At 57.5% G+C, this 21,412-nt stretch carries 18 protein-coding genes and 6 pseudogenes; 10 read left to right on the forward strand and 14 right to left on the reverse strand.

The features are described 5' to 3' along the window. Positions 1–68: 68 nt before the first annotated feature. Positions 69–1,022 carry a helix-turn-helix transcriptional regulator gene (locus S101446_RS16105; RefSeq protein WP_157684868.1) on the forward strand — a complete coding sequence of 318 codons (954 nt, stop codon included), beginning with the start codon at positions 69–71 and terminating at the stop codon, positions 1,020–1,022. Here S101446_RS16105 and S101446_RS16110 read toward each other — a convergent pair. Together S101446_RS16110 and S101446_RS17825 are read right to left on the reverse strand one after the other, a co-directional pair. Further along, positions 1,006–1,848: a sulfotransferase gene (locus tag S101446_RS16110; RefSeq protein WP_087608933.1), complete on the reverse strand. Its 843-nt coding sequence runs from the start codon at positions 1,846–1,848 to the stop codon at positions 1,006–1,008. The two genes, S101446_RS16105 and S101446_RS16110, sit on opposite strands and share 17 nt — an antisense overlap. 129 nt (positions 1,849–1,977) lie before the next feature. After that, positions 1,978–2,151, reverse strand: a complete 174-nt coding sequence (locus S101446_RS17825; RefSeq protein ID WP_244184690.1) for a hypothetical protein — start codon at positions 2,149–2,151, stop codon at positions 1,978–1,980. Between S101446_RS17825 and S101446_RS16115 the strand changes: the two are divergent. Continuing rightward, a pseudogene (locus tag S101446_RS16115) lies at positions 2,093–2,337 on the forward strand (transposase); the annotation flags it as partial. The gene S101446_RS17825 and the pseudogene S101446_RS16115 sit on opposite strands and share 59 nt — an antisense overlap. A 60-nt stretch (positions 2,338–2,397) precedes the next feature. Here the strand turns inward: S101446_RS16115 and S101446_RS16120 are convergent. Then, a protein-coding gene (locus tag S101446_RS16120) for an IS3 family transposase (RefSeq protein WP_118963845.1) occupies positions 2,398–3,584 on the reverse strand; the annotation gives its coding sequence in 2 pieces (ribosomal slippage) (positions 2,398–3,326 and positions 3,326–3,584; 1,188 coding nt in all). A 63-nt stretch (positions 3,585–3,647) separates the two neighbouring features. On the opposite strand from S101446_RS16120, the pseudogene S101446_RS16130 reads away from it, so the two are divergent. Then, positions 3,648–4,277: pseudogene (locus tag S101446_RS16130) on the forward strand (IS256 family transposase); the annotation flags it as partial. A gap of 236 nt (positions 4,278–4,513) precedes the next feature. On the opposite strand, the gene S101446_RS16135 reads toward S101446_RS16130, so the two are convergent. The 4 genes and pseudogenes from S101446_RS16135 to S101446_RS17830 all read right to left on the reverse strand — a co-directional run bounded on the left by S101446_RS16135 (position 4,514) and on the right by S101446_RS17830 (position 6,895). Continuing rightward, entirely contained in the window at positions 4,514–5,716 is a 1,203-nt protein-coding gene (locus S101446_RS16135) for an HNH endonuclease (protein WP_087608934.1), read from the reverse strand. A 118-nt stretch (positions 5,717–5,834) separates the two neighbouring features. Next, positions 5,835–6,035 (reverse strand): annotated as a pseudogene (locus S101446_RS16140) (IS5/IS1182 family transposase); the annotation flags it as partial. 438 nt (positions 6,036–6,473) lie between these two features. Continuing rightward, entirely contained in the window at positions 6,474–6,602 is a 129-nt protein-coding gene (locus S101446_RS18800) for a hypothetical protein (RefSeq protein WP_219722976.1), read from the reverse strand. Positions 6,603–6,703: 101 nt separating this feature from the next. Next, positions 6,704–6,895, reverse strand: a complete 192-nt coding sequence (locus S101446_RS17830) for a hypothetical protein (protein ID WP_146008534.1) — start codon at positions 6,893–6,895, stop codon at positions 6,704–6,706. Positions 6,896–7,271: 376 nt separating this feature from the next. On the opposite strand from S101446_RS17830, the pseudogene S101446_RS16150 reads away from it, so the two are divergent. Further along, positions 7,272–7,907, forward strand: a pseudogene (locus S101446_RS16150) (Mu transposase domain-containing protein); the annotation flags it as partial. 88 nt (positions 7,908–7,995) lie between these two features. Then, positions 7,996–8,373, forward strand: a pseudogene (locus S101446_RS16155) (ATP-binding protein); the annotation flags it as partial. 118 nt (positions 8,374–8,491) lie between these two features. Here the strand turns inward: S101446_RS16155 and S101446_RS16160 are convergent. From S101446_RS16160 to S101446_RS16180, 5 genes and pseudogenes are all read right to left on the reverse strand, one after another. Then, positions 8,492–8,896 carry a transposase gene (locus S101446_RS16160; RefSeq protein ID WP_087608935.1) on the reverse strand — a complete coding sequence of 135 codons (405 nt, stop codon included), beginning with the start codon at positions 8,894–8,896 and terminating at the stop codon, positions 8,492–8,494. A gap of 60 nt (positions 8,897–8,956) precedes the next feature. After that, positions 8,957–9,115: pseudogene (locus tag S101446_RS16165) on the reverse strand (transposase); the annotation flags it as partial. Positions 9,116–9,233: 118 nt separating this feature from the next. Continuing rightward, positions 9,234–9,971: an HNH endonuclease signature motif containing protein gene (locus S101446_RS16170; protein WP_244184670.1), complete on the reverse strand. Its 738-nt coding sequence runs from the start codon at positions 9,969–9,971 to the stop codon at positions 9,234–9,236. 35 nt (positions 9,972–10,006) lie between these two features. Continuing rightward, positions 10,007–10,846: a hypothetical protein gene (locus S101446_RS16175; RefSeq protein ID WP_087608937.1), complete on the reverse strand. Its 840-nt coding sequence runs from the start codon at positions 10,844–10,846 to the stop codon at positions 10,007–10,009. After that, positions 10,833–11,111 carry a hypothetical protein gene (locus tag S101446_RS16180; protein ID WP_087608938.1) on the reverse strand — a complete coding sequence of 93 codons (279 nt, stop codon included), beginning with the start codon at positions 11,109–11,111 and terminating at the stop codon, positions 10,833–10,835. Before S101446_RS16180 ends, S101446_RS16175 begins: the two co-directional genes overlap by 14 nt. A 70-nt stretch (positions 11,112–11,181) precedes the next feature. On the opposite strand from S101446_RS16180, the gene S101446_RS16190 reads away from it, so the two are divergent. Continuing rightward, positions 11,182–12,368, forward strand: a protein-coding gene (locus tag S101446_RS16190) for an IS3 family transposase (RefSeq protein ID WP_118963845.1) whose coding sequence is annotated in 2 segments (ribosomal slippage) — positions 11,182–11,440 and positions 11,440–12,368 — 1,188 coding nt in all. Because the reading frame shifts where the segments join, the coding sequence is not laid out codon by codon here. Between the two features lie 211 nt (positions 12,369–12,579). Here the strand turns inward: S101446_RS16190 and S101446_RS16195 are convergent. Both S101446_RS16195 and S101446_RS16200 read right to left on the reverse strand, forming a co-directional pair. Continuing rightward, positions 12,580–13,092: a hypothetical protein gene (locus S101446_RS16195; protein WP_146008533.1), complete on the reverse strand. Its 513-nt coding sequence runs from the start codon at positions 13,090–13,092 to the stop codon at positions 12,580–12,582. A 345-nt stretch (positions 13,093–13,437) separates the two neighbouring features. Next, complete coding sequence (locus S101446_RS16200; RefSeq protein ID WP_087608940.1) at positions 13,438–14,076, reverse strand: SOS response-associated peptidase; 639 nt, start codon at positions 14,074–14,076, stop codon at positions 13,438–13,440. 264 nt (positions 14,077–14,340) lie between these two features. On the opposite strand from S101446_RS16200, the gene S101446_RS16205 reads away from it, so the two are divergent. The 4 genes from S101446_RS16205 (at position 14,341) to S101446_RS16225 (ending at position 21,399) form a co-directional block, all read left to right on the forward strand. Beyond that, positions 14,341–15,117 (forward strand): ImuA family protein, encoded by a 777-nt coding sequence (locus tag S101446_RS16205; RefSeq protein WP_087608941.1) that lies wholly within the window; start codon positions 14,341–14,343, stop codon positions 15,115–15,117. Beyond that, positions 15,017–16,555, forward strand: a complete 1,539-nt coding sequence (locus S101446_RS16210; RefSeq protein WP_279629061.1) for a Y-family DNA polymerase — start codon at positions 15,017–15,019, stop codon at positions 16,553–16,555. The genes S101446_RS16205 and S101446_RS16210 overlap by 101 nt, the downstream gene beginning before the upstream one ends. Then, positions 16,552–19,719 (forward strand): error-prone DNA polymerase, encoded by a 3,168-nt coding sequence (locus S101446_RS16215; protein WP_087608942.1) that lies wholly within the window; start codon positions 16,552–16,554, stop codon positions 19,717–19,719. Before S101446_RS16210 ends, S101446_RS16215 begins: the two co-directional genes overlap by 4 nt. 1,038 nt (positions 19,720–20,757) lie before the next feature. Beyond that, positions 20,758–21,399: an invasion associated locus B family protein gene (locus tag S101446_RS16225; protein ID WP_087608943.1), complete on the forward strand. Its 642-nt coding sequence runs from the start codon at positions 20,758–20,760 to the stop codon at positions 21,397–21,399. Positions 21,400–21,412 lie beyond the last annotated feature (13 nt).

A 21,412-nucleotide genomic window follows, 5' to 3' on the forward strand; every position in this document is an offset into this window, starting at 1 on the left:
ATATTCGGAATATGACGGTATATCTTGCCATAATTGTAAATTTTAAGATTTAAAAAGGAGGAATCACAGTGAATAATTGTGAAGAAAACGTGATATCAGCGAATAATTTCTTAAATGGCAGCATGGATGAAATAAGAAAATATAATTTGAACCAAAATGTTAGCCTTGCTTCACTTCCGGAAGGCGTAGAAGTTTATATATGGCGGAATCATGAAGGGAGTTTAGATTATAGCATATTTCATGATGACGATAAATTACACTTTGCTCTTCAACTGACGGGAAGAGGAGCAACAGGTATGACATGTCGCGATGGTTTCATGCGCTATGAACGATTTCAGATAAAAGGAGTGAATTATGTCAGTTATCGTCCTGGAACGGTGATAGATTATAAAACTAGAGGCCACGTTATTGGGTTAACTCTATCTCTTCCTTCTAAAAAAGCGATTGAATGGATGGGAGAGGAAAGTTCTGCGCTCTCCAAAAATATTGCGAGTGGTCATTATTTTTTAGAAAACATGAATAATATTGAGATTAATAAGGGCGCAAACTGGATACTGGAAACTCTCTCTGGATTATCAATTAAAAAAAATAATTCAATAATATTTCTGGGTAAGGCGCTTGCATTAGCAGGATATATTTTAGAAGCTCCAACTCTTGGGATGCGCGAGACAAGAGCGCAGTTGTCTGGGTGTGATCAGCGTCTTCTATACGCACGAGATATGATTCTTTCAGATCTTAGTCAGCCACCTCGGTTGGAACAGATTGCTAAATATGGTGGAATGAGTGTCTCCAGTCTTCAACGTGGATTCCGCCGGCTTTTTGGAAAGAGTCCCTACATGATTTTTCACGAAGAGCGTATGCATGCTGCATATCGTAGGTTGAGTCAGGATGAAGCATCAATAGTGATGATCGCATCAGATATTGGTTACAGTAATCCTAGTCATTTTTCTTCTGATTTTCGTAAAGTTTTTGGATTTTCTCCCTCATTATTAAGAGGAGGTAGAGTCAGGTATCGCAGATAATGTCTGCATTTTCCCGATTTTCGGAAGGGTCTCTCCAGAACATGCAGCCCGCCAATCGAGATACGATATCCGGGGGCAATGTAAGGCATCTTGAAGGAGAGTGGATATATTTTCCAACAGAGTGAAGTCCAATAGTGTTTAAATTTTCATCAAATTTATTCGCATCATTGAATTTTATATTATTAAGATCATATATGTGATGTTTAATGCCTAGAATAGATTCTAACCTCATTAAGGTTTCTTTGGGTCTTTTTGTTAGAGTATCATAGTCAACAATGATTAGTTTTTTAGCAAATTTGCTATAGAATGCTTCCCTGATAGCTTTCCAGCAATACCCGAAAGCCCCCCCACTTGAAAGAAGAGCTTCAACTCGTTCATGCAGGGTGCCGCGATGTTCAATTGGAATCAAACGAGAACCAAGCAATGGATCGGATTGAATAATTCTTTCAAAGGAATTGATTATCCACACAGGGTCTCGAACGCAACAAATTACCCTCGAATGTGGATGAATATAATCTAATAGATTTAAACGGGTGCACCACATGCGGTGATTGTCAAAAACAATATTTCCAATAAACGGCGATTCTTTGTTTGAGTAGTAATTATTTATAATCCCAGAAATTAATTTTTTACGCTGCGTTTCGTTAAATTCTGTTGTTAGTTCTCCCTCCACCATGATGGAAGATATTTTTACTATCATGGGTAAGACAGGTGAAGTGATTCCGGCATGCTGAACAGATGGATTTTGTCTTAAAATGGCGGCCAGAAGCGTGGATCCCGAGCGCGGTAGTCCCGACATGCAATGGAAAATGAACTGTGATGACATTTTACACCCCGTTTCAGCCGTGCCAAGGGGTGTTACCTAATATCGAGTATATGCTTGCGTCTGCCCAGTTCTGGTCATTTAGTAACCAAATTCGGTCATTTTTTATCGTCTTGAGAGTATCCGTTGTGGTCAGGCGGCTTTTGGCATCCAGAAGTGATCTTTGTAGAGCAGGGCGTTTGCGAGGATGACGAGCTTTCGCATGATTGCGGTAATAGCGATCGTGGCGTCTTTTTCCTTTGCGATAAGGCGGTTTCCCGGCTTCGACGGTCGGATCATCTCGATGTATGCGCGTGGGATGAGCATATGTGAGATCCAGAGCATCTGCTTGAAATCTATGGGATGGAAGCTTTGCCGGACCTGATCAGCGTCATCACCGACGCCGTTCTGGACGAAGTGACAGCGCCGCTGGAGGCGGTCTATCCGGTAGTGTTCTTCGATGCACTGCGGGTGAAGATCCGCGATGAAGGCATGGTGCGCAACAAGGCGGTGTGAGGTGGTCCCGTCCGTTCGGACAGTTTTGCGGGCTTGATAAGCTATACCCGGTTGTTGTTATGCCGCCCTTCTGACGGCGTTGCTGTTGGCCATCTGGTCCGGGGTTAACCCCGGACCAGATGGCGTCGGCACGTCATGATACGCCTCATCGGGCGTTCGTCCAGCCAGCGCCGTATGCGGACGCCTTTCGTTATAATGGGCGATCCATCTGCCAAGCCCGGCCCTCAGCTCTGATCCGGTCTCGAACGCGTACAGGTAGACGCATTCGTATTTCAGCGACCGCCACAGACGCTCGATGAACACGTTGTCCAGCCAGCGACCGCGCCCATCCATGCTGATGCGGATCTGACGCTCTTCCAGTATCCCGCTGAAACGGGGTGTCGTAAATTGCGACCCCTGGTCAGTATTGAAAATGTCCGGGGCGCCATAGCGCATGAGGGCATCCTGTAGCGCCTCGATACAGAACTCCACGTCCATCGTGTTCGACAGACGCCAGGACAGGACCTTGCGCGTGAACCAGTCCATGATCGCCACGAGATAGAGAAATCCCCGTTTCATGGGAATATATGTGATATCGGAACACCAGACCTGGTCAGGCCGATTGATGACCAGATCCCGTAGCAGATATGGATATTTCCGATGCTCCGGATGGGGCACGGTCGTGCGCGGCTTCTGGTAGATCGCCCGCAGGCCCATGATCGCCATGAGCCGCCGGACCCGCTTGCGGCCCACTTCATGTCCCTGGCGGCGCAGATGCCATGTCATCTGCCGTGAGCCATAATACGGCGTTTCCAGGAACTGGGCGTCGATCAGCCGCATCAGCTCCAGATTGGCTTCGCTCTGTGGCACAGGCCGATAGTAGACGCCCGACCGGTTGAGTTGCAGCAGCGTGCATTGCCGGATTATCGGCAGGCATGCTCTCTTCGGGTCAATCATCTGCCGCCTCTGATCACGCCCAACCGAGCAGAGGCATCGCGTAAAAAATCCCGTTCCACGAGAAGTTCGCCTATCTTCGCGTGCAGTTTCTCCACGTCAGCTGGGCTGACCGGGGGCTCAGCCACCGTCTTCCCGGAAAAGGTCGCCGCCATCCCCTCGATCGCCTGCCGTTTCCACTGGGCGATCATCGTCTGATGTACCCCATGTTTCGAAGCCAGTTCCGCCAGCGTCAGTTCCCCACGGATCGCCTCCAGCGCAACCCGTGACTTGAACTCTGCCGCATACCTCTTCCGCGTAACCTTGCCCATAAAACCCGTCCTCGTTCAGGCCAGATGATAGCTTATCGCCCTGTCCGAAAAATGGGGACCACCTCTGTGCATATCGCCCTGGAGGTACGCGCCGACGGCACGAAGGAGGTCCTCGGCCTGCGGATCGAGCAGAAAGAGGGCGCCAAATTCTGGCTCCGTGTCATGAACGAGCTACGCCATCGTGGCGTCGAGGGTGTCCTACTGGCCGTGGTTGACAGACTCAAGGGCTTTCCCCGCGCCATCCGCACCGTCTTCCCCAAAACCCTAGCGCAGATCTGCATCGTTCATCTGCTGGGCCATTCGCTGGATTTCGTTGCCTGGAAAGACCGCAAATCCGTGGTCACGGCTTTGAAGGATATCTACCGGGCGGTGGATGCCGAGACAGGAAAAACCGCTCTGGCCGCCTTTGCCGAAAGCCCCTGGGGCCGGAAATATGCAGCGATCGTCCAGTCCTGGGAGGGGGCATGGGGGGAGGTCATTCCTTTCTACTCTTCCCTGCCGACGTCCGGAAACTGGTCTATACGACCAATGCCATAGAAGCGCTGAACGCCAGGCTCAGGCGGGCCGTCCGGGCCAGAGGGCATTCCCCCCAATGACGACGCGGCGGTTAAGCTCCTCTTTCTGGCCTTGAGCCAGGCCGAGAAAGAATGGATCATACCTCAAAGGGAATGGTCCATGGTAAAGGCTGAATAGCCCCTAGATTTCTGGATGCCCAGGCTCCTAAAAATGAGGACAGGAGGCGTTGATGGGGAACTCCAATTTCAGTGATGAGTTCACCCGTGCAGTTCGAACAACAGCAGATTTTGAATGCTCAAGGCGTGTAGAAAACTAGGGGCCATTCAGATCGCTTATCTCCAGTCTCATCACAGATGCCTAAAACAGATTTCCGCAATTAAATCAATGAGTCCCGAGCCTAAGCAGAGCTTTATTTAAGTCTTCGGTTTCTTCGGGATGCCAGTCGGGGGAAGCCGGTCGCGCTGATTCCGGAGCGCTTCGAGATTGCGAAGCTCAGGATGCGCATGCGGCCCGTGCTGATGTGCTAAATACTCTGGGAGCGAGATAGGCCCTACGGCCTTAGCGACTGGAGGCACCGTCAACCATGCTACCCCATCGCGGTATTCCGCCCCTAGCTTATCGAAGAATTCTGGATCATCCGTAATCTGAATTATCAGGCTGCGACCGGAGGGTGGCTGCACAACAAGTGAAAGCCTATCTGAAAGCCGCAGCAAGAGTAGGCACCACCCGCCCGGCCAACGCAACATGTGCCCAATATCATTATGGTCCCCGCTAGTAAGAAATCCAGAGCCCCGGATGGGAATTTGCTTACGTTTTTCTGGGTTTGCTTCTCGAAACGCCTTTCGAAGGTTGAGGCCAGAAGGCGACTTTAGGAACCGCACGCCAAACAGTTTGTACCCGATGGCCAAAGCAAGTTTGGCCATGAACCGGCTGTCGGCTCCCAATGCGATGGCAATATGATTGTGGAGCCCTTTCCCGCGAACTGTGTTAGCCTCAAATGCTTTGATGAACTGGAGATCGGCAGCTTGCTGCAAGTCAGTTGCGTCCAGATTCCTGAAATGCTTTGCCTTCCTTGGCAGTTCAAGGTTCGTCACAAACTTGTCGGCCTTTGAGAAATGATGCTTCACAGACGACAGGGCCGTGTCGATCCAGTAGGGCTCCGCCGAAGTTAAGGCGACAATAACCCGCCCAGCCTTCGACCGCTTCGACTGGCGACGTGGGTCGCCTCCGGCGTAGGCGTTCCACGTGACTTCCTCGCTCGCCTTTCGGAAGTGAATAATGTTTGCGCCCGGCGCGCAGACCCAGAAATCTGCGACCTCGCCGTCCTGCACAGGGATATTTTGGATTACACCGAGATAACTCAACGGCAATATACCCGTTGGCTTCTCGGGATTGAGATAGTCAAGCGCATCGTGAGAGCGCGCGCTAGTGACGAAAAAACTCTTGATGAAGGCACCGTCTACAAACACACCGGACATGTTGTTGCAGGCGCCACAAACATGATCTGTCCGCCAAAACGTCGGCAGGAAATCGCCGCCCAATGCATCAGGCCAGATATGCTCGTCGGAAAAATCGTTATCTTGTTTGTCGAGACCACAATAGATGCATGTCTTCATTGAGAATTTATACCCTGAAATTATCCTGAAAATAAGTAACAACTCACGGAGCAGTTAAACTAGTGGCTTGCATATATACAAAAAGTCATCAACGCGAACACGTATCCAGTTCTAATAGGAGACCGATTGTGTCTTCCATCGACATTACCATATCGGCAAAGGATGGCGCGTCCGCTGACGTGGCAACAGCGCCCATTGTCACGATTAGTTGGCTGCCTTCGGCGCAGGCCACGGCCGGGGTGTTGTAAGCCTGCCGGAATCCATGGGCGTCCGAGCGCAGCATGAGGCGGCTATCGGGATCAGTCAGGCTGATCTGCCTCGGCCCGCCATTCCTTGAGCCTTGCCCACAGGTTTTCGACCAGATGCCGGTGCCTGTATGCCCATTTTGGACAGGTGACTTCTGGATCATCCTTCTTGGCGGGATGACAGGGTAAGATCTCCGGCTCCAAAGATACTCACGGAATTTGTGTGAGGCGTAACCACGATCGCAGACGACATAGATCGTTGGGTTGACCGTCCGCAGCTACGCAGACCTTGGTGCCAAGTCCTCCACGTGAGTGGCCAAGAGCTTCACGATCCTTTCGGCGTTCTCCGTGCCCCCTTTTTTAGCTGTCCCGACTGCCTTGTGATGGGCACGGATCGTCGTGCCATCGAGAAAGACCATGCCGCGAGCCTGATCCTTGTCTTTGACCTTTTCAAAGAGGCGCTGCCATATACCGAGCTTCGACCATCGAATGAACAACTGTGCGGCAATCCATCAGGGAGCAAACGCAGATGGCAGAGCGCGCCATCTCGTGCCGTTCTGGTGACGCCGGAAAATTGCGGAAATCGTCCGCCGACGATTCCTCCGTGGGGTCTTGCCCTTGGGCCGGACTTCCTCGATCAGCGGCTCCCATACAGATCAGGCCTGATCAGAAAAGACAGACTGCATCATGCTCATCATAAACGGCTATGCAGTCCGTTCTGTTATTCAAGGCCTAACAGGCCCTAGATGGTGATCGGCGTATATGAAATTCCTCGCCGAGTTAACTCAGATTCGATTTCATCTTTCTGTTCTTTCCAGTCTTGATGAATTCGAACCCCATATTTCGTATCTTTTCCACTGGCAGCCAATGAATCATCAATATTCAAACAATCAAAAATTGCTTTATGCTGAGATTTAAGAGATAATTCAGACATTTTCGTTATGTCTTTATAAAAATTTGACATAAATTCCTCGTATTTTTTAATTATCCTGATATAGCCCGCTAACTATTTCTACGCTTCTGAGTATTTTATTTCAAGTCCATCGATGCCTCATGTCTGGAGCGAGCGCAGAACGGGAGCGCCGTCGCGGAAGGTCGTGCCTTGTGGGGTTGCCATGGCATCGCGTGACGGGAAGCGTGCGGAAGTCGCTGGACTTGTATTGGTTCGCCAGCGCCCAGGATCCGGGGAGGGAGTGTGTTGTTGATTTTCACTCAGAACTGACTCGGGTAGGGCGGAAATTTTCATCGAGAATTGACCTATGCCTTCGCACTGCCCGGCAGCATCTGCTGGGGTTTGAGGAGTGATTGACATGGAGCTTCTGAATGTGATCCGTCGGTGGCACTGCCGGGATCATCTTCCGATCCGCGAGATCGAACGCCGGACGGGACTGTCACGCAATACGATCCGGAAATATCTCCGGGCGGAGAGTATTGAACTGCGGTTCCAAGTTCCCGAACGTCCCGGCCGACTGGACCCGTTTGCTGACAGGCTGAGGGGATGGCTGGTCCTGGAAGCCGCCCGATCCCGCAAGAACCGGCACACAGCGCGACGACTGCATGAAGACCTTGTGGCACTTGGTTATGATGGATCCTACGGACGGGTGGCCGCTTTCATCCGGCAGTGGAAACACGAACAGCACCAGGCACGACAGACAACGGGTCCGGGTGTTTTCGTGCCCCTGTGCTTCCAGCCCGGGGACCTCATGCTGCCGGGGCGTCCCTTTGACGGGTTTGTCGAACAGACCAAGTGCGTCTCACCAACCTGCCTGATCCAGTTCGAAGGCAACCGCTACAGCGTTCTGGCCTCCTTTGCCAATCGTCCGGTCAGCCTGCGGGTTTATCCCGACAGGCTGCGCATTATCGCCGAAGGGCAGGTTCTGTGCGTGCATGACCGGATCATCATACGTTCGCATGGTGTGCCAGGCCGCACGGTGTATGACTGGCGGCATTATCTGGCGGTCAGCCCTCTCGCTTTTGAAGCAAGAGTGGCATAATCACTGCCTGACCGGCGCAAAACCGTTACAAGTCCAGACGCGCTTCTGGTCAACGGTCGACCTGGTCAATGCGCTCGAACAGGAAAAGACCGCCAACCGGGCCGGGCAGATTGCCGACAGGCTGCTCCGCCTGGATCTCGTGATTCTTGATGAACTCGGTTATCTCCCCTTCAGCGCGTCTGGCGGCGTCCTGCTGTTCCATCTGCTCAGCCGTCTCTACGAGCGCACCAGTGTCATCATCACGACCAATCTGAGCTTCAGTGAATGGGGAGACGTCTTTGGTGACCCGAAGATGACAACGGCGCTCCTCGATCGGCTGACCCATCACTGTCATATCCTCGAGACAGGAAATGACAGCTACAGGTTCCGCGCCAGCACCGCCGCGTCAAAAAACAGAAAGGACAGATCCTCTTCTTGACCGCCCGCCCGACTATGCCTGAAATAGCAGCTGGCTGGGTCAATTCCTGATGAAAAAACCCGGGTCAGTTCAGTCGCACCTGTTGCCAGCCAGACCTGGACACCGGAAGGAACCGGGATCATGGCCGCAGCAGCATGATCAGGCGTTCAACCCTCTCGGGTGGAATATCGTGACCAAAACGCAGGATGCTGCCATCGCGGAATGTAATTTCCGTCTGGCCTGGCGCCTGACCTTCCTGCGCAACCGGTTCTGCCAGTCTGACAGGCACAAGGGGTCCTTCTTCAGGCCGTCTACTGCGCCGACGGCATTCCTGCCGGCAGCGATAGAGAAGACTGACATGGATCCCATGCTGGCGGGCCACTTCACGAATGGAGAGTCCGCTTTCGAAAGAGGCTTTTACAACCCGGGAGCGAAAGGCCGGCGTGTAGGCCCGTCGGCGTTCTCCCACAATCTCGATTGCTGCATGGTTTCTCCGGACATTCGCTGCGACCGTCTTGTGTTCATTCTCGATAAAATCGTCCATGCATAGAAGAAAATATCCGGTCCTGTCTGTCTACAAGGCGGCTTCTACCGGATGCTTACCTGGAAGATCATGCCATGGAATGCCTGCGTGATAGCGATACAGTTCCGCCTCTATGAATAGACGGGTGTCCGCAGCCGTGCCGCCGATATGACCTTCACGACCCGGGAGAAGGTCCTTTATTCTCTTCCATTGGTCGTCGCGCAAACCATAACGTCGCATTCGTCTGTCTCCCTCAAAACCGGGAAAACAGACATCATAAAGCGCCAGAAAGTACAACCCTCATGTATCGCACTCGGGGCTTAACTGACGACACGCCGTAGTCATGCCGAACCATCGCTCAACCGACTGTTTGGGTGTAGTCCTCGAAGCTGGAAAAAGCCCTTAGCCCTTTAGCCGCGTTTGCCTTTGCTATGCGTGTTCGGCTGATCCTCCGTTGAAGATAGGCGCAGAGGGCGTCGAAATCCTCAATCGCCAGCATTCTCCAGGATCCCCTGAAGTTTGCTTCAATATTCTTCGTAATAGCGCCATAGCTGAATTTTGTGTCGCGCGATTTATCGGCGCTTGCGAATTTATTATAGCGATTGATCAGGTACTGAATATACCGACTTGCTTTCAAATCGGCCCCTATGGTGCCAACTGCCGGCTGTATTTTTACCGTTTTACAGGCACTCTTCACGTGGAGGGTTGCAGCTATGATGGTGCCGGGACTGTCAATGACAACATTGCCGCTATTGTTGGTCACCTCGATACGCCGAAGGTCGCTGAGGAGTATCTTTGCGTAGAAGGCATCGGTAGCCTCTTCGGGCCGCCCCATTTCCTCCTCTCGAAGCCGCTTGATCTCCTTAAGCGCCTCTGCCGAATACACGTCGGGTTCAGCGTCCACCATTTTATGGTGCCGGCGGCACAGCAGAACTAGATTGGCGAAGCTCTGCCGTTCGTCCTCGCTCTGCGTGACGTCGAAGCGGGGGCCGCCCTCATTTCTCGCGCGGATATGGCATATTTCGCCGGTGATCGTTCCCACGGCTTCTACAATGGGCAAGGTGCACCTTGGAAAGGCGCAGAGGTTCCCCGACATCGCGAAGAGCCTTTTGATCGTCGCCTCCGATGGTCTCATTTCGCCAGCCCCGCGTCGGGAAACGGCTCGACCGAGCTCATTGCCAGCTTGCCGGCAAGGTGCTGCATGAACGAACGTGTATTCTCGAAGATCTGGACCGCACGCTCTTCATTGTACCGCTCAAGCGGGTGCATTGCGTGATTGCGCCAGGCGTTCTTGATGAAACGTAGATGGACGCCCGCTTCGGACGCCCATTGCTCCTCATCCCGACCGTCGACCTTTCGTCGGACTTCGCGAAGCTTGTCCTCGATCGCGCCGAGGACGCTGTTCCAGTTCTCACCCGACGGCACATCCAGATGCTTGGCCAACGCGGCCAGCCCCGACTCGAGCACGCGCATCAGGTGCATGACCGTGGCCGTCCAGCGCCCCAACGCCCGGCACTTGCCAGCCTCGGCGATATCATAGGCGACATCCGAGAAAGTATCCTCAACCAGTTCACCGAAAAGAGGGTCCGTGGAGAAATATCGCGCGCTGGAGGCCGGAAAGGCAAACAGCAATCGGGCCTCCATCTCATCCTGAAAGGCCGAAGTCAGGATCGCTATCGCATCAGCGACGAGACTCAATCGATCGGGTGTCAGGGCGATGAAAAACGGTGCGACCTTGTCAAGGTTCTGCAACAGTCGACCGGCGCTCGCCCGGCTGGCGGGCATGTCCAAGCCGTCCGCAATGGCAGCGAGCCGACGGCCGCACTCGCCCATCTCCACGAAGCGCTGGAACTCCATTTGGCCCATGCCTCCATTCTCGATGAGTTGCCGCCGCATCATGACCAAATGCTTGTGCGATCCGGCCAGATAGGTGAGCGAGGCCAGAAGGTGGTGAACATCAATCCGGATCATGCGCGCCTCCTGCGGGGTTGGTGGCTTCAAAGGCGGTCGCCGGATGGTGCTGGATCATGAGTTTGATGTCGTTCTTGCCGCCGCAGACCTTGCACTTCCAGCCCCTGCCGTTCTCGATCTCGCTTCCCCACGCGAAGATCGACGTCTTGCATTCCGGGTTGGCGCACTTGACCTCAACTTGGTGCGGCTCGAAACGCGCCTTGCCCTTTCCGGCATCGCTCAACTTGTAGGTCGCGCCACATTCGAAGCACTTCGCATCGACCACAGATAGAGGTGGTCCCCATTTTTCGGACAGGGCGATAAGCTATCATCTGGCCTGAACGAGGACGGGTTTTATGGGCAAGGTTACGCGGAAGAGGTATGCGGCAGAGTTCAAGTCACGGGTTGCGCTGGAGGCGATCCGTGGGGAACTGACGCTGGCGGAACTGGCTTCGAAACATGGGGTACATCAGACGATGATCGCCCAGTGGAAACGGCAGGCGATCGAGGGGATGGCGGCGACCTTTTCCGGGAAGACGGTGGCTGAGCCCCCGGTCAGCCCAGCTGACGTGGAGAAACTGCACGCGAAGATAGGCGAACTTCTCGTGGAACGGGATTTTTTACGCGATGCCTCTGCTCGGTTGGGCGTGATCAGAGGCGGCAGATGATTGACCCGAAGAGAGCATGCCTGCCGATAATCCGGCAATGCACGCTGCTGCAACTCAACCGGTCGGGCGTCTACTATCGGCCTGTGCCACAGAGCGAAGCCAATCTGGAGCTGATGCGGCTGATCGACGCCCAGTTCCTGGAAACGCCGTATTATGGCTCACGGCAGATGACATGGCATCTGCGCCGCCAGGGACATGAAGTGGGCCGCAAGCGGGTCCGGCGGCTCATGGCGATCATGGGCCTGCGGGCGATCTACCAGAAGCCGCGCACGACCGTGCCCCATCCGGAGCATCGGAAATATCCATATCTGCTACGGGATCTGGTCATCAATCGGCCTGACCAGGTCTGGTGTTCCGATATCACATATATTCCCATGAAACGGGGATTTCTCTATCTCGTGGCGATCATGGACTGGTTCACGCGCAAGGTCCTGTCCTGGCGTCTGTCGAACACGATGGACGTGGAGTTCTGTATCGAGGCGCTACAGGATGCCCTCATGCGCTATGGCGCCCCGGACATTTTCAATACTGACCAGGGGTCGCAATTTACGACACCCCGTTTCAGCGGGATACTGGAAGAGCGTCAGATCCGCATCAGCATGGATGGGCGCGGTCGCTGGCTGGACAACGTGTTCATCGAGCGTCTGTGGCGGTCGCTGAAATACGAATGCGTCTACCTGTACGCGTTCGAGACCGGATCAGAGCTGAGGGCCGGGCTTGGCAGATGGATCGCCCATTATAACGAAAGGCGTCCGCATACGGCGCTGGCTGGACGAACGCCCGATGAGGCGTATCATGACGTGCCGACGCCATCTGGTCCGGGGTTAACCCCGGACCAGATGGCCAACAGCAACGCCGTCAGAAGGGCGGCATAACAACAACCGGGTATAGCTTATCAAGCCCGCAAAACTGTCCGAACGGACGGGACCACCTCAGATTTCCCTTGCGGCATGCGCTTACGGATTAGGTAGCCGCATGTCATGCAGCCGAGCGATGCGAACGTTCCCATCGTCGGGTTCCACATTGGCGACGCCAGCACGTCAGTCAGGTGGCGACGAACAGTAATCTGGATGTGTGTCACGCCGCTCATGCCGCCGATTGCTCGGCGTCGGGCTGCGGGCTGCCTTCGCTCCCAAGTGCAGCCAGGACATGGGCATGCACTTCGCCGAGATTGATCAGTGTCACGATTTCGGGTGCTTCCTCAAGCGTCTTCTTCAGGAGTTTCATCTGGTCGGGTTCGTAGATGATGTGGTCGCCGTACGGCGGCCAGATCGCTATTAACCGAGGAACAGGTTTCCGATCGTGGGCGAAGGCGGACCACCGGTCCTGTCGGGATACGACGGAATTCGCGGCCTCAAAGGTGAAGCCCGCGTCGATCAGGAGCTTCGCCATCCGAAACAGGCAAAGGTCGGGAATACTGAAACGCTTCCACTTCGCACGCGGGTTGGGATCGTCGTGAGTGTCGGTGTCCGGCTTGTGAAACCCGGGTAACATTCCTGCACGGCCGCCCAGTCCCCGCTTCAGATAAGAGCGCAATCCTTCGTATCCAACACCGACAATCTCGGCCGCCCGCGCTGTTGTTACGGTACGATTGGACATAGTGGCTCCAGAACCGGTCTTGTTAGTTCTGAATATAGCGATACTAAAACCGGTGTCAACGGGACCGAATTGGCGCCGAAGGAAAATAGAACCGAGAGGGTCGCGGTCGAACTGACGGAGTATCCCGATTAGCGAGCACGACGACCATGAACCGCACTACGCCTCTTCGCTCATCGACTATGTCCTGAGAGAACTTCAACTCAATGGCTATGACCGGCAATTCGACAGCGTTGCTGGAAGGCTGTGCCGCTGAAGGAAGTAGCCATTATGGAGATTATAAATTCCGAAGAAGAACTACCTCCCACAATTAAGTCGACATACCTCTTTCCCCCACATAATCGCCTCCTACCGGGGAGCATGTGCCATCTTTAGGGTATTGTCGGGCAGGGGGTGCTGTAGTTGCAGCGTATCGTCCAGGGGCGCCTTCATCCACAGATCCAGTTCTTCCGACCGGGTCAGGATGACCGGCATGGCTTTCGGGTGAATGGCACCGACTTCCCGATTGGCGGTGGTGGTCAGGAAGCCGAACAGGTCATCCGTCGTTTCGCCATCGGCCAGTTTCCGCACCGACGTCCACTGGCACCAGATCCCTGCAAAGAAAGCCAGCGGTTCCCCATCACTCCGGGCAAACCAGACGGGCCTGCTGGTCCCATCCGGCAGACGCTCCGGTTCGGAAAAGGCCGTGAGCGGTACCAGGCAGCGATGCGCCACACCTTCCCATCGCTTCCACCAGGTCGAGGTGGGATTGCGGATATTGGTCACACCCCGATCGACCCTGTGGCCTTTCAGGTATCCCGGTGGGGTCGGCATGCCCCAGCGCGCCATGACCAGTTCGCGACCATCCGGCACGTTCCGCACGATGGGCGCCATGGTGTTGGGCCAGATCTCGGGCAGGGGCCGGAGATTGCCTGTGCGGTCGGTCATGACCCTGGCTGCCTCCCGGATCGCCTGCTGGCTGCTGGTCATCGCATAGAGGTTGCACATCACGCCTTCCTTTCGCGAGTCCGGATATGGGTGTCCTGCCGGACGGTATCCACCCTGCAGGACGGGGACGGCTGGACTGTTCCTGATAAACCCCTGCAATGCAGACAGTTTTCATCAAGCCTGGATCGGCTGGCAGGCCTGTACCCGCGTCCGGATCACAGCCGTTTTTCCAGGATGGGTTGACATTCGTCACCGCACCAGAACAAATAACGAACACAATCACTGATTCCGTGCCAGAAACACCCGAATGGACTGTCCGATCTCATGCCCGCACCTGAACCCCGTCCCGCGCTGGAGGCGCTGAGAGCACAGGTCAGCCTCCTCGAAGGCCAGGGCCGGCGCAGGCGGGGCGTGCTGCCCTTCGGCATGCCCGAGATTGACGGTCGCCTGCCGGATGGCGGACTGGCGCTGGGCGCGCTGCATGAGGTGGCAGGCGGTGGCCATGACGCCCTGAATGCAGCAGCATCCGGGCTGTTTTCCGCCGGGATCGCTGCCCGGACACGGGGAAAGGTGCTGTGGATCGCCACCCGCCAGGACCTGTATGCCCCGGCCCTGCAGCAGGTCGGGCTGTCGGCGCGACGGACCATTTACGTCGCGGCCAGTTCTGACGTCGATGTCCTGGCCTGTTTCGAGGAAGCACTGCGCCATCAGGGACTGGGCGCGGTCGTGGCCGAGGTGGCCCGCCTGTCCATGACAGCGTCACGCCGCCTGCAGCTGGCGGCCGAGACATCCGGTGCTCTGGGCATCGCCATACGGCGCTGGCGGCGACAGACGGATGCGGCCGATTTTGGCCAGCCCACGGCTTCGGTTACGCGGTGGCGCGTCTCGGTCCTCCCATCCATGCCGCTGCCAGTGCCCGGCGTCGGCCGGTCCCGCTGGCTGCTGGAACTCATCCGTGCCCGCGCGGGCGAATGCGCCGATTTCGAAGTGGAGGCCTGTGATGCCAAAGGGAGACTGGCACCGTGTCGTCTCGCTCTACCTGCCGCTCTGGCCGACAGACCGGCTCAGGAAGCGGCTGGGCACCGACGCGCCCGCGCCTGACCGCCCACTGGCACTCGTCGGACGGGAAGGGCGGCGACGGGTCGTGCTGTCGGTCGATCTCGCTGCCCGTAGGTTGGGCCTGCGTCCGGGCACGCCTGTCGCGAAAGCGCAGGCGCTCCATCCCGATCTGCTCATCATGGACGCCGACCCGGACGGTGACCGGGCAGGACTGGAGCGGCTGTCGCTGTGGTTCCAGCACCGCATCGCCCCCATCGTGGCTCCTGATCCGCCGGACGGCATCGTGCTGGATACGACCGGTGCCGATCACCTGCATGGGGGCGAGGCCGTCATGCTGGAGAACATGGTCACACGCCTGAAGGAGTCCGGGATTACGGCCCGGGCCGCGATTGCCGATACATGGGGTGCGGCCCATGCGCTGGCCCGCTATGGCCGGGGACGCATCACCCTCGTGCCGCCCGGTGAGACGGCGGCAGCGATTGCCGACCTGCCCATCGAGGCCCTGCGCCTGCCAGCGGATATCATTGATGGCCTCCATGGGCTGGGTGTGTCACGCATCGGCCCGCTGGCCGGTATGCCGCGCGCACCGCTGGCCCTGCGCTTCGGCCCGGATGTCGCCCGCAGGCTGGACCAGGCTTTCGGGCGGCAGGCGGAAGCCATTGTCCCGGTCCGGCTGCAGGCACCGGTGCAGGTCAGCCGGAACTTTGCCGAACCGATCAGTGCCGCCGAGACCATAGCCCGCTACATCACCAAACTCGTGCCGCCCCTGTGCGCCGGGCTGGAGGAACGCGAACAGGGCGTGCGCCGCCTCGACCTGCTGCTGCACCGGGTGGACAGCCACACCGAGGCCGTGCGCGTGGCAACGGCCATGCCGGTGCGGGACGTCAGACGCCTGACCCGTCTGCTCTGTGACAGGATCGAGACCATCGATCCGGGCTTCGGGATCGAGCGCATGGTGCTGACGGCTTCGCTGGCCGAGCCGATCCTGCATCGCCAGGGTGTGTCCACCCTGATCGAAGAAGAAGAGGCCGACGTCTCCGACCTGATCGATACCCTGGCCAACCGCGTCGGCACGCAGGCCCTGTATCGCTTTGCCCCAGTGGAAAGCGACGTGCCCGAACGGGCTGTCTGCCGCGTGCCCGCCCTTGCAGCCGAGGACGGAAAGGAGTGGCCGGATCACTGGCCACGCCCCACGCGCCTGCTGCCCCGTCCCGAGCCGATCCAGACCATGGCGGTGCTGCCCGACCATCCGCCGGTCTTCTTCATCTGGCGCGGCATCCGCCGCCGGATCAGATGCGCAGATGGCCCTGAGCGGGTCTTTGGCGAATGGTGGAAAGGGGATGCCGAACTGACCACCGTGCGGGACTATTTCCGGGTGGAAGACACCAGCGGGGAAACATTCTGGGTTTACCGGACAGGGGATGGCGAACATGGAGAGACCGGTTCGCAGGGCTGGTTCCTGCATGGTCTCTTTGAATGAGCATGCCATACGCCGAACTGCAGGTGACGAGTTATTTCTCGTTCCTGCGCGGCGCATCCTCACCGATTGAACTGTTCGAGCAGGCAAAGGCCCTTGGCATTGAAGCGCTGGGGATCTGCGACCGCAATTCGCTGGCAGGCATGGTGCAGGCCCATGTTGCCGCGAAAGAAACCGGCATCCGCCTGGTCGTGGGCTGCCGTCTCGACCTCGCCGATTTTGCGCCAGTGCTGGTCTACCCGACGGATCGGGGCGCTTATGGCCGATTGTGCCGATTGCTCACCCTTGGCAAGGCCCGGGCCGGGAAGGGGAAATGCCATCTGCTCTGGGAGGATCTGGTCACATGGGGCGAGGGCCTCCTTGTCATCCTGCTCCCGGATACGGCGGATGATGCCTGCGCCCTGCAGCTTCGCAAGCTGAAGGACGCCTTTGTCGACCGGGCCTATATGGCGCTGACCCTGCGGCGTCGGCCCAATGACCAGATGCGGCTGTATGAACTGGCGAACTTGGCCCATCAGGCGCGGGTGCCAGCGGTCGTGACCAATGACGTGCTGTTCCACACCCATGACCGGCGCATCCTGCAGGATGTGGTGACCTGCATCCGCAACCACACCACCATCGACGAGGCCGGCTTTGCCCGTGAGCGCCATGCGGACCGCTACCTCAAGCCGCCCGCGGAAATGGCCCGGCTGTTCAGCCGCTATCCCGAAGCGATGGCCCGGCCCATGGAGATCGTGGCCCGATGCCGCTTCAGCCTTGATGACCTGGCCTACCAGTATCCCGACGAGGTCTCCGTCCCGGGCCAGACGCCGCAGCAGGCGCTCGAAGCCCTGACCTGGGAAGGGGCGGCAACGGCCTATCCCGAAGGGATTCCGCCCGAGGTCAGGAAAACCCTCAGCCATGAACTCGCCCTGATCGGGCGCATGGATTATGCCCCGTATTTCCTTACCGTCCACAGCATCGTCCGCCATGCCCGATCGCAGGGCATCCTGTGCCAGGGGCGGGGATCAGCGGCCAATTCCGCTGTCTGCTACGTGCTGGGCATTACCGCCATCGATCCGGCACGGACGTCGCTGCTCTTCGAGCGGTTCGTCTCCGAAGAGCGCCGTGAGCCACCGGATATCGACGTGGATTTCGAACACGCGCGCCGGGAGCAGGTGATCCAGTGGATTTATGGTCATTATGGCCGCAACCACGCTGCCCTTACAGCTGTAGTCACACGTTATCGCGCCAAGGGCGCGCTACGCGATGTCGGCAAGGTCATGGGCCTGCCCGAAGACTTGATCCGCACCCTGTCCGGCCAGATCTGGGGCTGGGGGCGGAAGCTGGATGAGGACGCGCTGAATGAGACGGGGATCGATATGTCCGACCGGCGCATCCGGCTGACGCTGGATCTGGCCCGCTGCCTGATCGGCGTGCCGCGCCACCTGTCGCAGCATCCCGGCGGGTTTGTCCTGACCCGTGACCGGCTGGATGAACTGGTACCGATCGAACCGGCGGCCATGGACGCTCGCCAGATCATCGAATGGGACAAGGACGATATCGACGTCCTGAAATTCATGAAGGTCGATGTGCTGGCGCTGGGCATGCTGACCTGCATGAAGAAGGGGCTGGACCTTCTGGCCGAACACAAGGGGCAGCATTACACGCTGCAGACCATCCCGGCCGAGGATCCCCGGACTTACGCCATGATCCGGAAGGCCGACACGATCGGGGTGTTCCAGATCGAGAGCCGCGCGCAGATGTCCATGCTGCCACGTCTCAGGCCCCGGGTGTTCTATGATCTGGTGATCGAGGTCGCCATCGTCCGGCCCGGCCCCATTCAGGGCGACATGGTGCATCCCTATCTGCGCCGGCGGGCCGGGCAGGAAAAGGCAGTCTACCCGACGCCGGAACTCGAAAAGGTGCTCAGGAAGACGCTGGGCATTCCGCTATTCCAGGAACAGGTGATGCAGGTGGCCATGGTCTGTGCCGGGTTTTCGGCATCCGAGGCCGACCAGTTGCGCCGCGCCATGGCCACCTTCAAGAATACCGGCACCGTCTCGCGCTTCCGCACGCGCCTGATCGAGGGGATGACGGCGCGCGGTTATCCCGAGACCTTTGCCGAGCGCATCTTCCAGCAGCTTGAGGGGTTTGGCAGTTACGGCTTTCCCGAAAGCCATGCCGCCAGCTTCGCCATTCTGGCCTATTCGTCATCCTGGATGAAATGCACCCATCCGGATGTGTTTCTGGCAGCACTCCTGAACAGCCAGCCCATGGGCTTTTATGCGCCCGCACAGCTTGTGCGCGACGCGCGCGAGCATGGGGTCGAGATCCGGCCGATCTGCATCAACGCTTCGCGCTGGGACAGCACGCTCGAAGGCCCGGAGCGGGATGACGGGCTGTTTGCCGTCCGCCTGGGCATGAAGCTGGTGAAAGGGCTGGCCAATGAAGATGCGGCCCGCATCGTAGCGGCTCGGGGCGACCGATCCTTTGTCTCGGTCGACGATTTGTGGCGTAGGGCAGGGGTGAAGGGGGTGGCCCTGACCCATCTGGCCGAGGCGGACGCTTTCCGGCCGGGGCTGGGCCTGGCCCGGCGCGAGGCGCTGTGGGCCATCAAGGCATTACGTGACGAACCTCTGCCGCTGTTTGCCGCAGCCGCCGTCGTGCGTGAGGCGGAAGAACCTGATGTGCTGCTCCAGCCCATGCGGGACGGGGCCGAGGTCGCGCGCGATTACAACCACACCGGCCTGACCCTGCGGGATCATCCCCTGGCCTTCCTGCGTGCCGACCTTATCGAGCGTGGAATGGTGACGTGTCGGCAGGCGTTCGAGGCAAGGGCCAGGAGCAGCCTGTCGGTGGCTGGGCTGGTACTGGTCCGCCAGCGGCCCGGTTCGGCCGAGGGCGTGGTGTTCATGACGTTGGAGGACGAAACGGCGGCGATCAACGTGATTATCTGGCCCGATATTTTTGAACGTTTCCGCCGGATGGTCCTGTCAGGACAGATGCTGGGGGTTGTGGGGCGACTGCAGAAGGAAGGGGAGGTGGTGCATCTCGTGACACGTGAGATTGTGGATCTTTCCCATCTGCTGGCCGATGTGGGGAACCGGTCGTCGCAGATACCTCCAGACTTCGATCAGGGCAGGTCTTTCGAAAATATCATTGTGAAGGCGCGGAATTTCCACTGAATGTACGGTGTTAGGAGTTTAGTCCCGAGCGTGGATGATATGGCACGCTTGGCCCGGAAGGTGTGCGGGGGCCTGCGTGTGCATGGTCTAAGGATGCCAGGTTTTCGAGGTAGTTGGTGACACGCATCCAGGAGGCGGCGTCATCTACGAGGCTGGCCTCGACGCAGCGGCCAACGTGATACCGCGCGCGTTCCCTGGCGCCTGGCAGCCCGTATTCGCGCAGGAGGGCTACGGTCATGGTGTCTGTTTCCATGACCGCGCGGTCACGGGCCTGCTTTGTTATTGAAACTGCCATCTGTCCGTCCTTTTTTCACGCCTGTCCTGTGACGACAGCCGGGAAGGAGGGCAATCAGGCACACGCCTCCTGCCCGCCCTGGCGTCGGGCGGGTAGAAACGTGTTCCAAAAGGGCAAAAGCACGCCCTGCCTATTTCCGCTACGGCGGACAGGTTTCCCCGTTCACCGCTGGACATAGTCCGGGTGTTGTATTGGGCAGGCCACCCGACAAGGAGGCCGCCCTTTTGGAAAAGGCGTTTCTACGCGCCTTTTCCAAAATACCATATGCTGTCTGCCAGCACCACCCGCCCAGGGCCTGCCTGTGTCGTGGATGCGTGTTGCGTTACCTTCCGGGGCATGAGAGGAAAGGATGATGGGCTACGGTCGCGGCATGCTGACTCTCTGGTCTATCGGTGGCAGGTCATTCGGAAGGCATGCTCGGGTAGAGGTTCTGGTTTTCCGTGGGGCCTTTTGTGCGTCCATCAACAGGACCGAGTATTTATTTACCAAGTAAATAAATGTTATTACATATAATGATATAGAACGGATACCGGATGGTCTCCCTGATTATATCAAGGGATTTTCTTATAAAATGTATGGAACGTGTCATTATTCAACCGAGGGTTGAAAGAATTATTTTATTGCTGCATTCGATGTCGAACTGTATCTGTAAATAACGAAATATGTCGTTTTCAAGGCGACATTCCATCAAAATCATGACTGACGCGGGGTGCCGGTCAGGCTGACCGTTCAGGGGAGTACTGATGCAGTTCAGGACCGTGGCTTGCGCCTTTCTTTTTTCTGCCGTCCTGACGGGCGTGTCCCATGCTGCAGGAACGGCAGCAGCCCCGTCTACCGCGCCATCGCCCACAAAAGGGGCATCCACTTCTCCGCAGGCCCCGGCCCAGCCTTCGCCGATCACCACGCAGCAGACTTTTGGCGCCTGGCAGGCCAACTGCACCTATGCGCCCGCGACGCGCGCGGCTTCGCTGTGCGTGGCGGCCCAGCAGCTGAGCATGCAGCAGCAGGGCAAGGCCGTGCCGCTGGGCATGGTGATCGTCGCCCGGGCCGCGACCGACAAAATGGCGATTACCGCGCGTCCCTACGAACTGAGCATCATGACCCCGCTGGGCTTCGACCTCACGAAGCCTGCGACCCTGTCGATGGATAACGGCAAGCCGGTCAGCCTGCCCTATCTGGTGTGCAACGCATCGGGCTGCCTGTCGACGCTGCAGGCGACGCCGGCCATGATCACGGCACTGAAGGCGGGCAAGGCCGGCCATATCCGCGTCAGCCGCGTGCCCGCGCAGGGCGGCGGCACGGTCACGATCAATTACGACATGAGCCATTTCTCCGACGCCTTTGGCGCAATCGAGACCTGGTCCAGCCAGAAGGCGCCGGCCTGACGCAGGCGGCATA

This window comes from Komagataeibacter europaeus (assembly GCF_002173515.1).
Lineage (GTDB): Bacteria > Pseudomonadota > Alphaproteobacteria > Acetobacterales > Acetobacteraceae > Komagataeibacter > Komagataeibacter europaeus.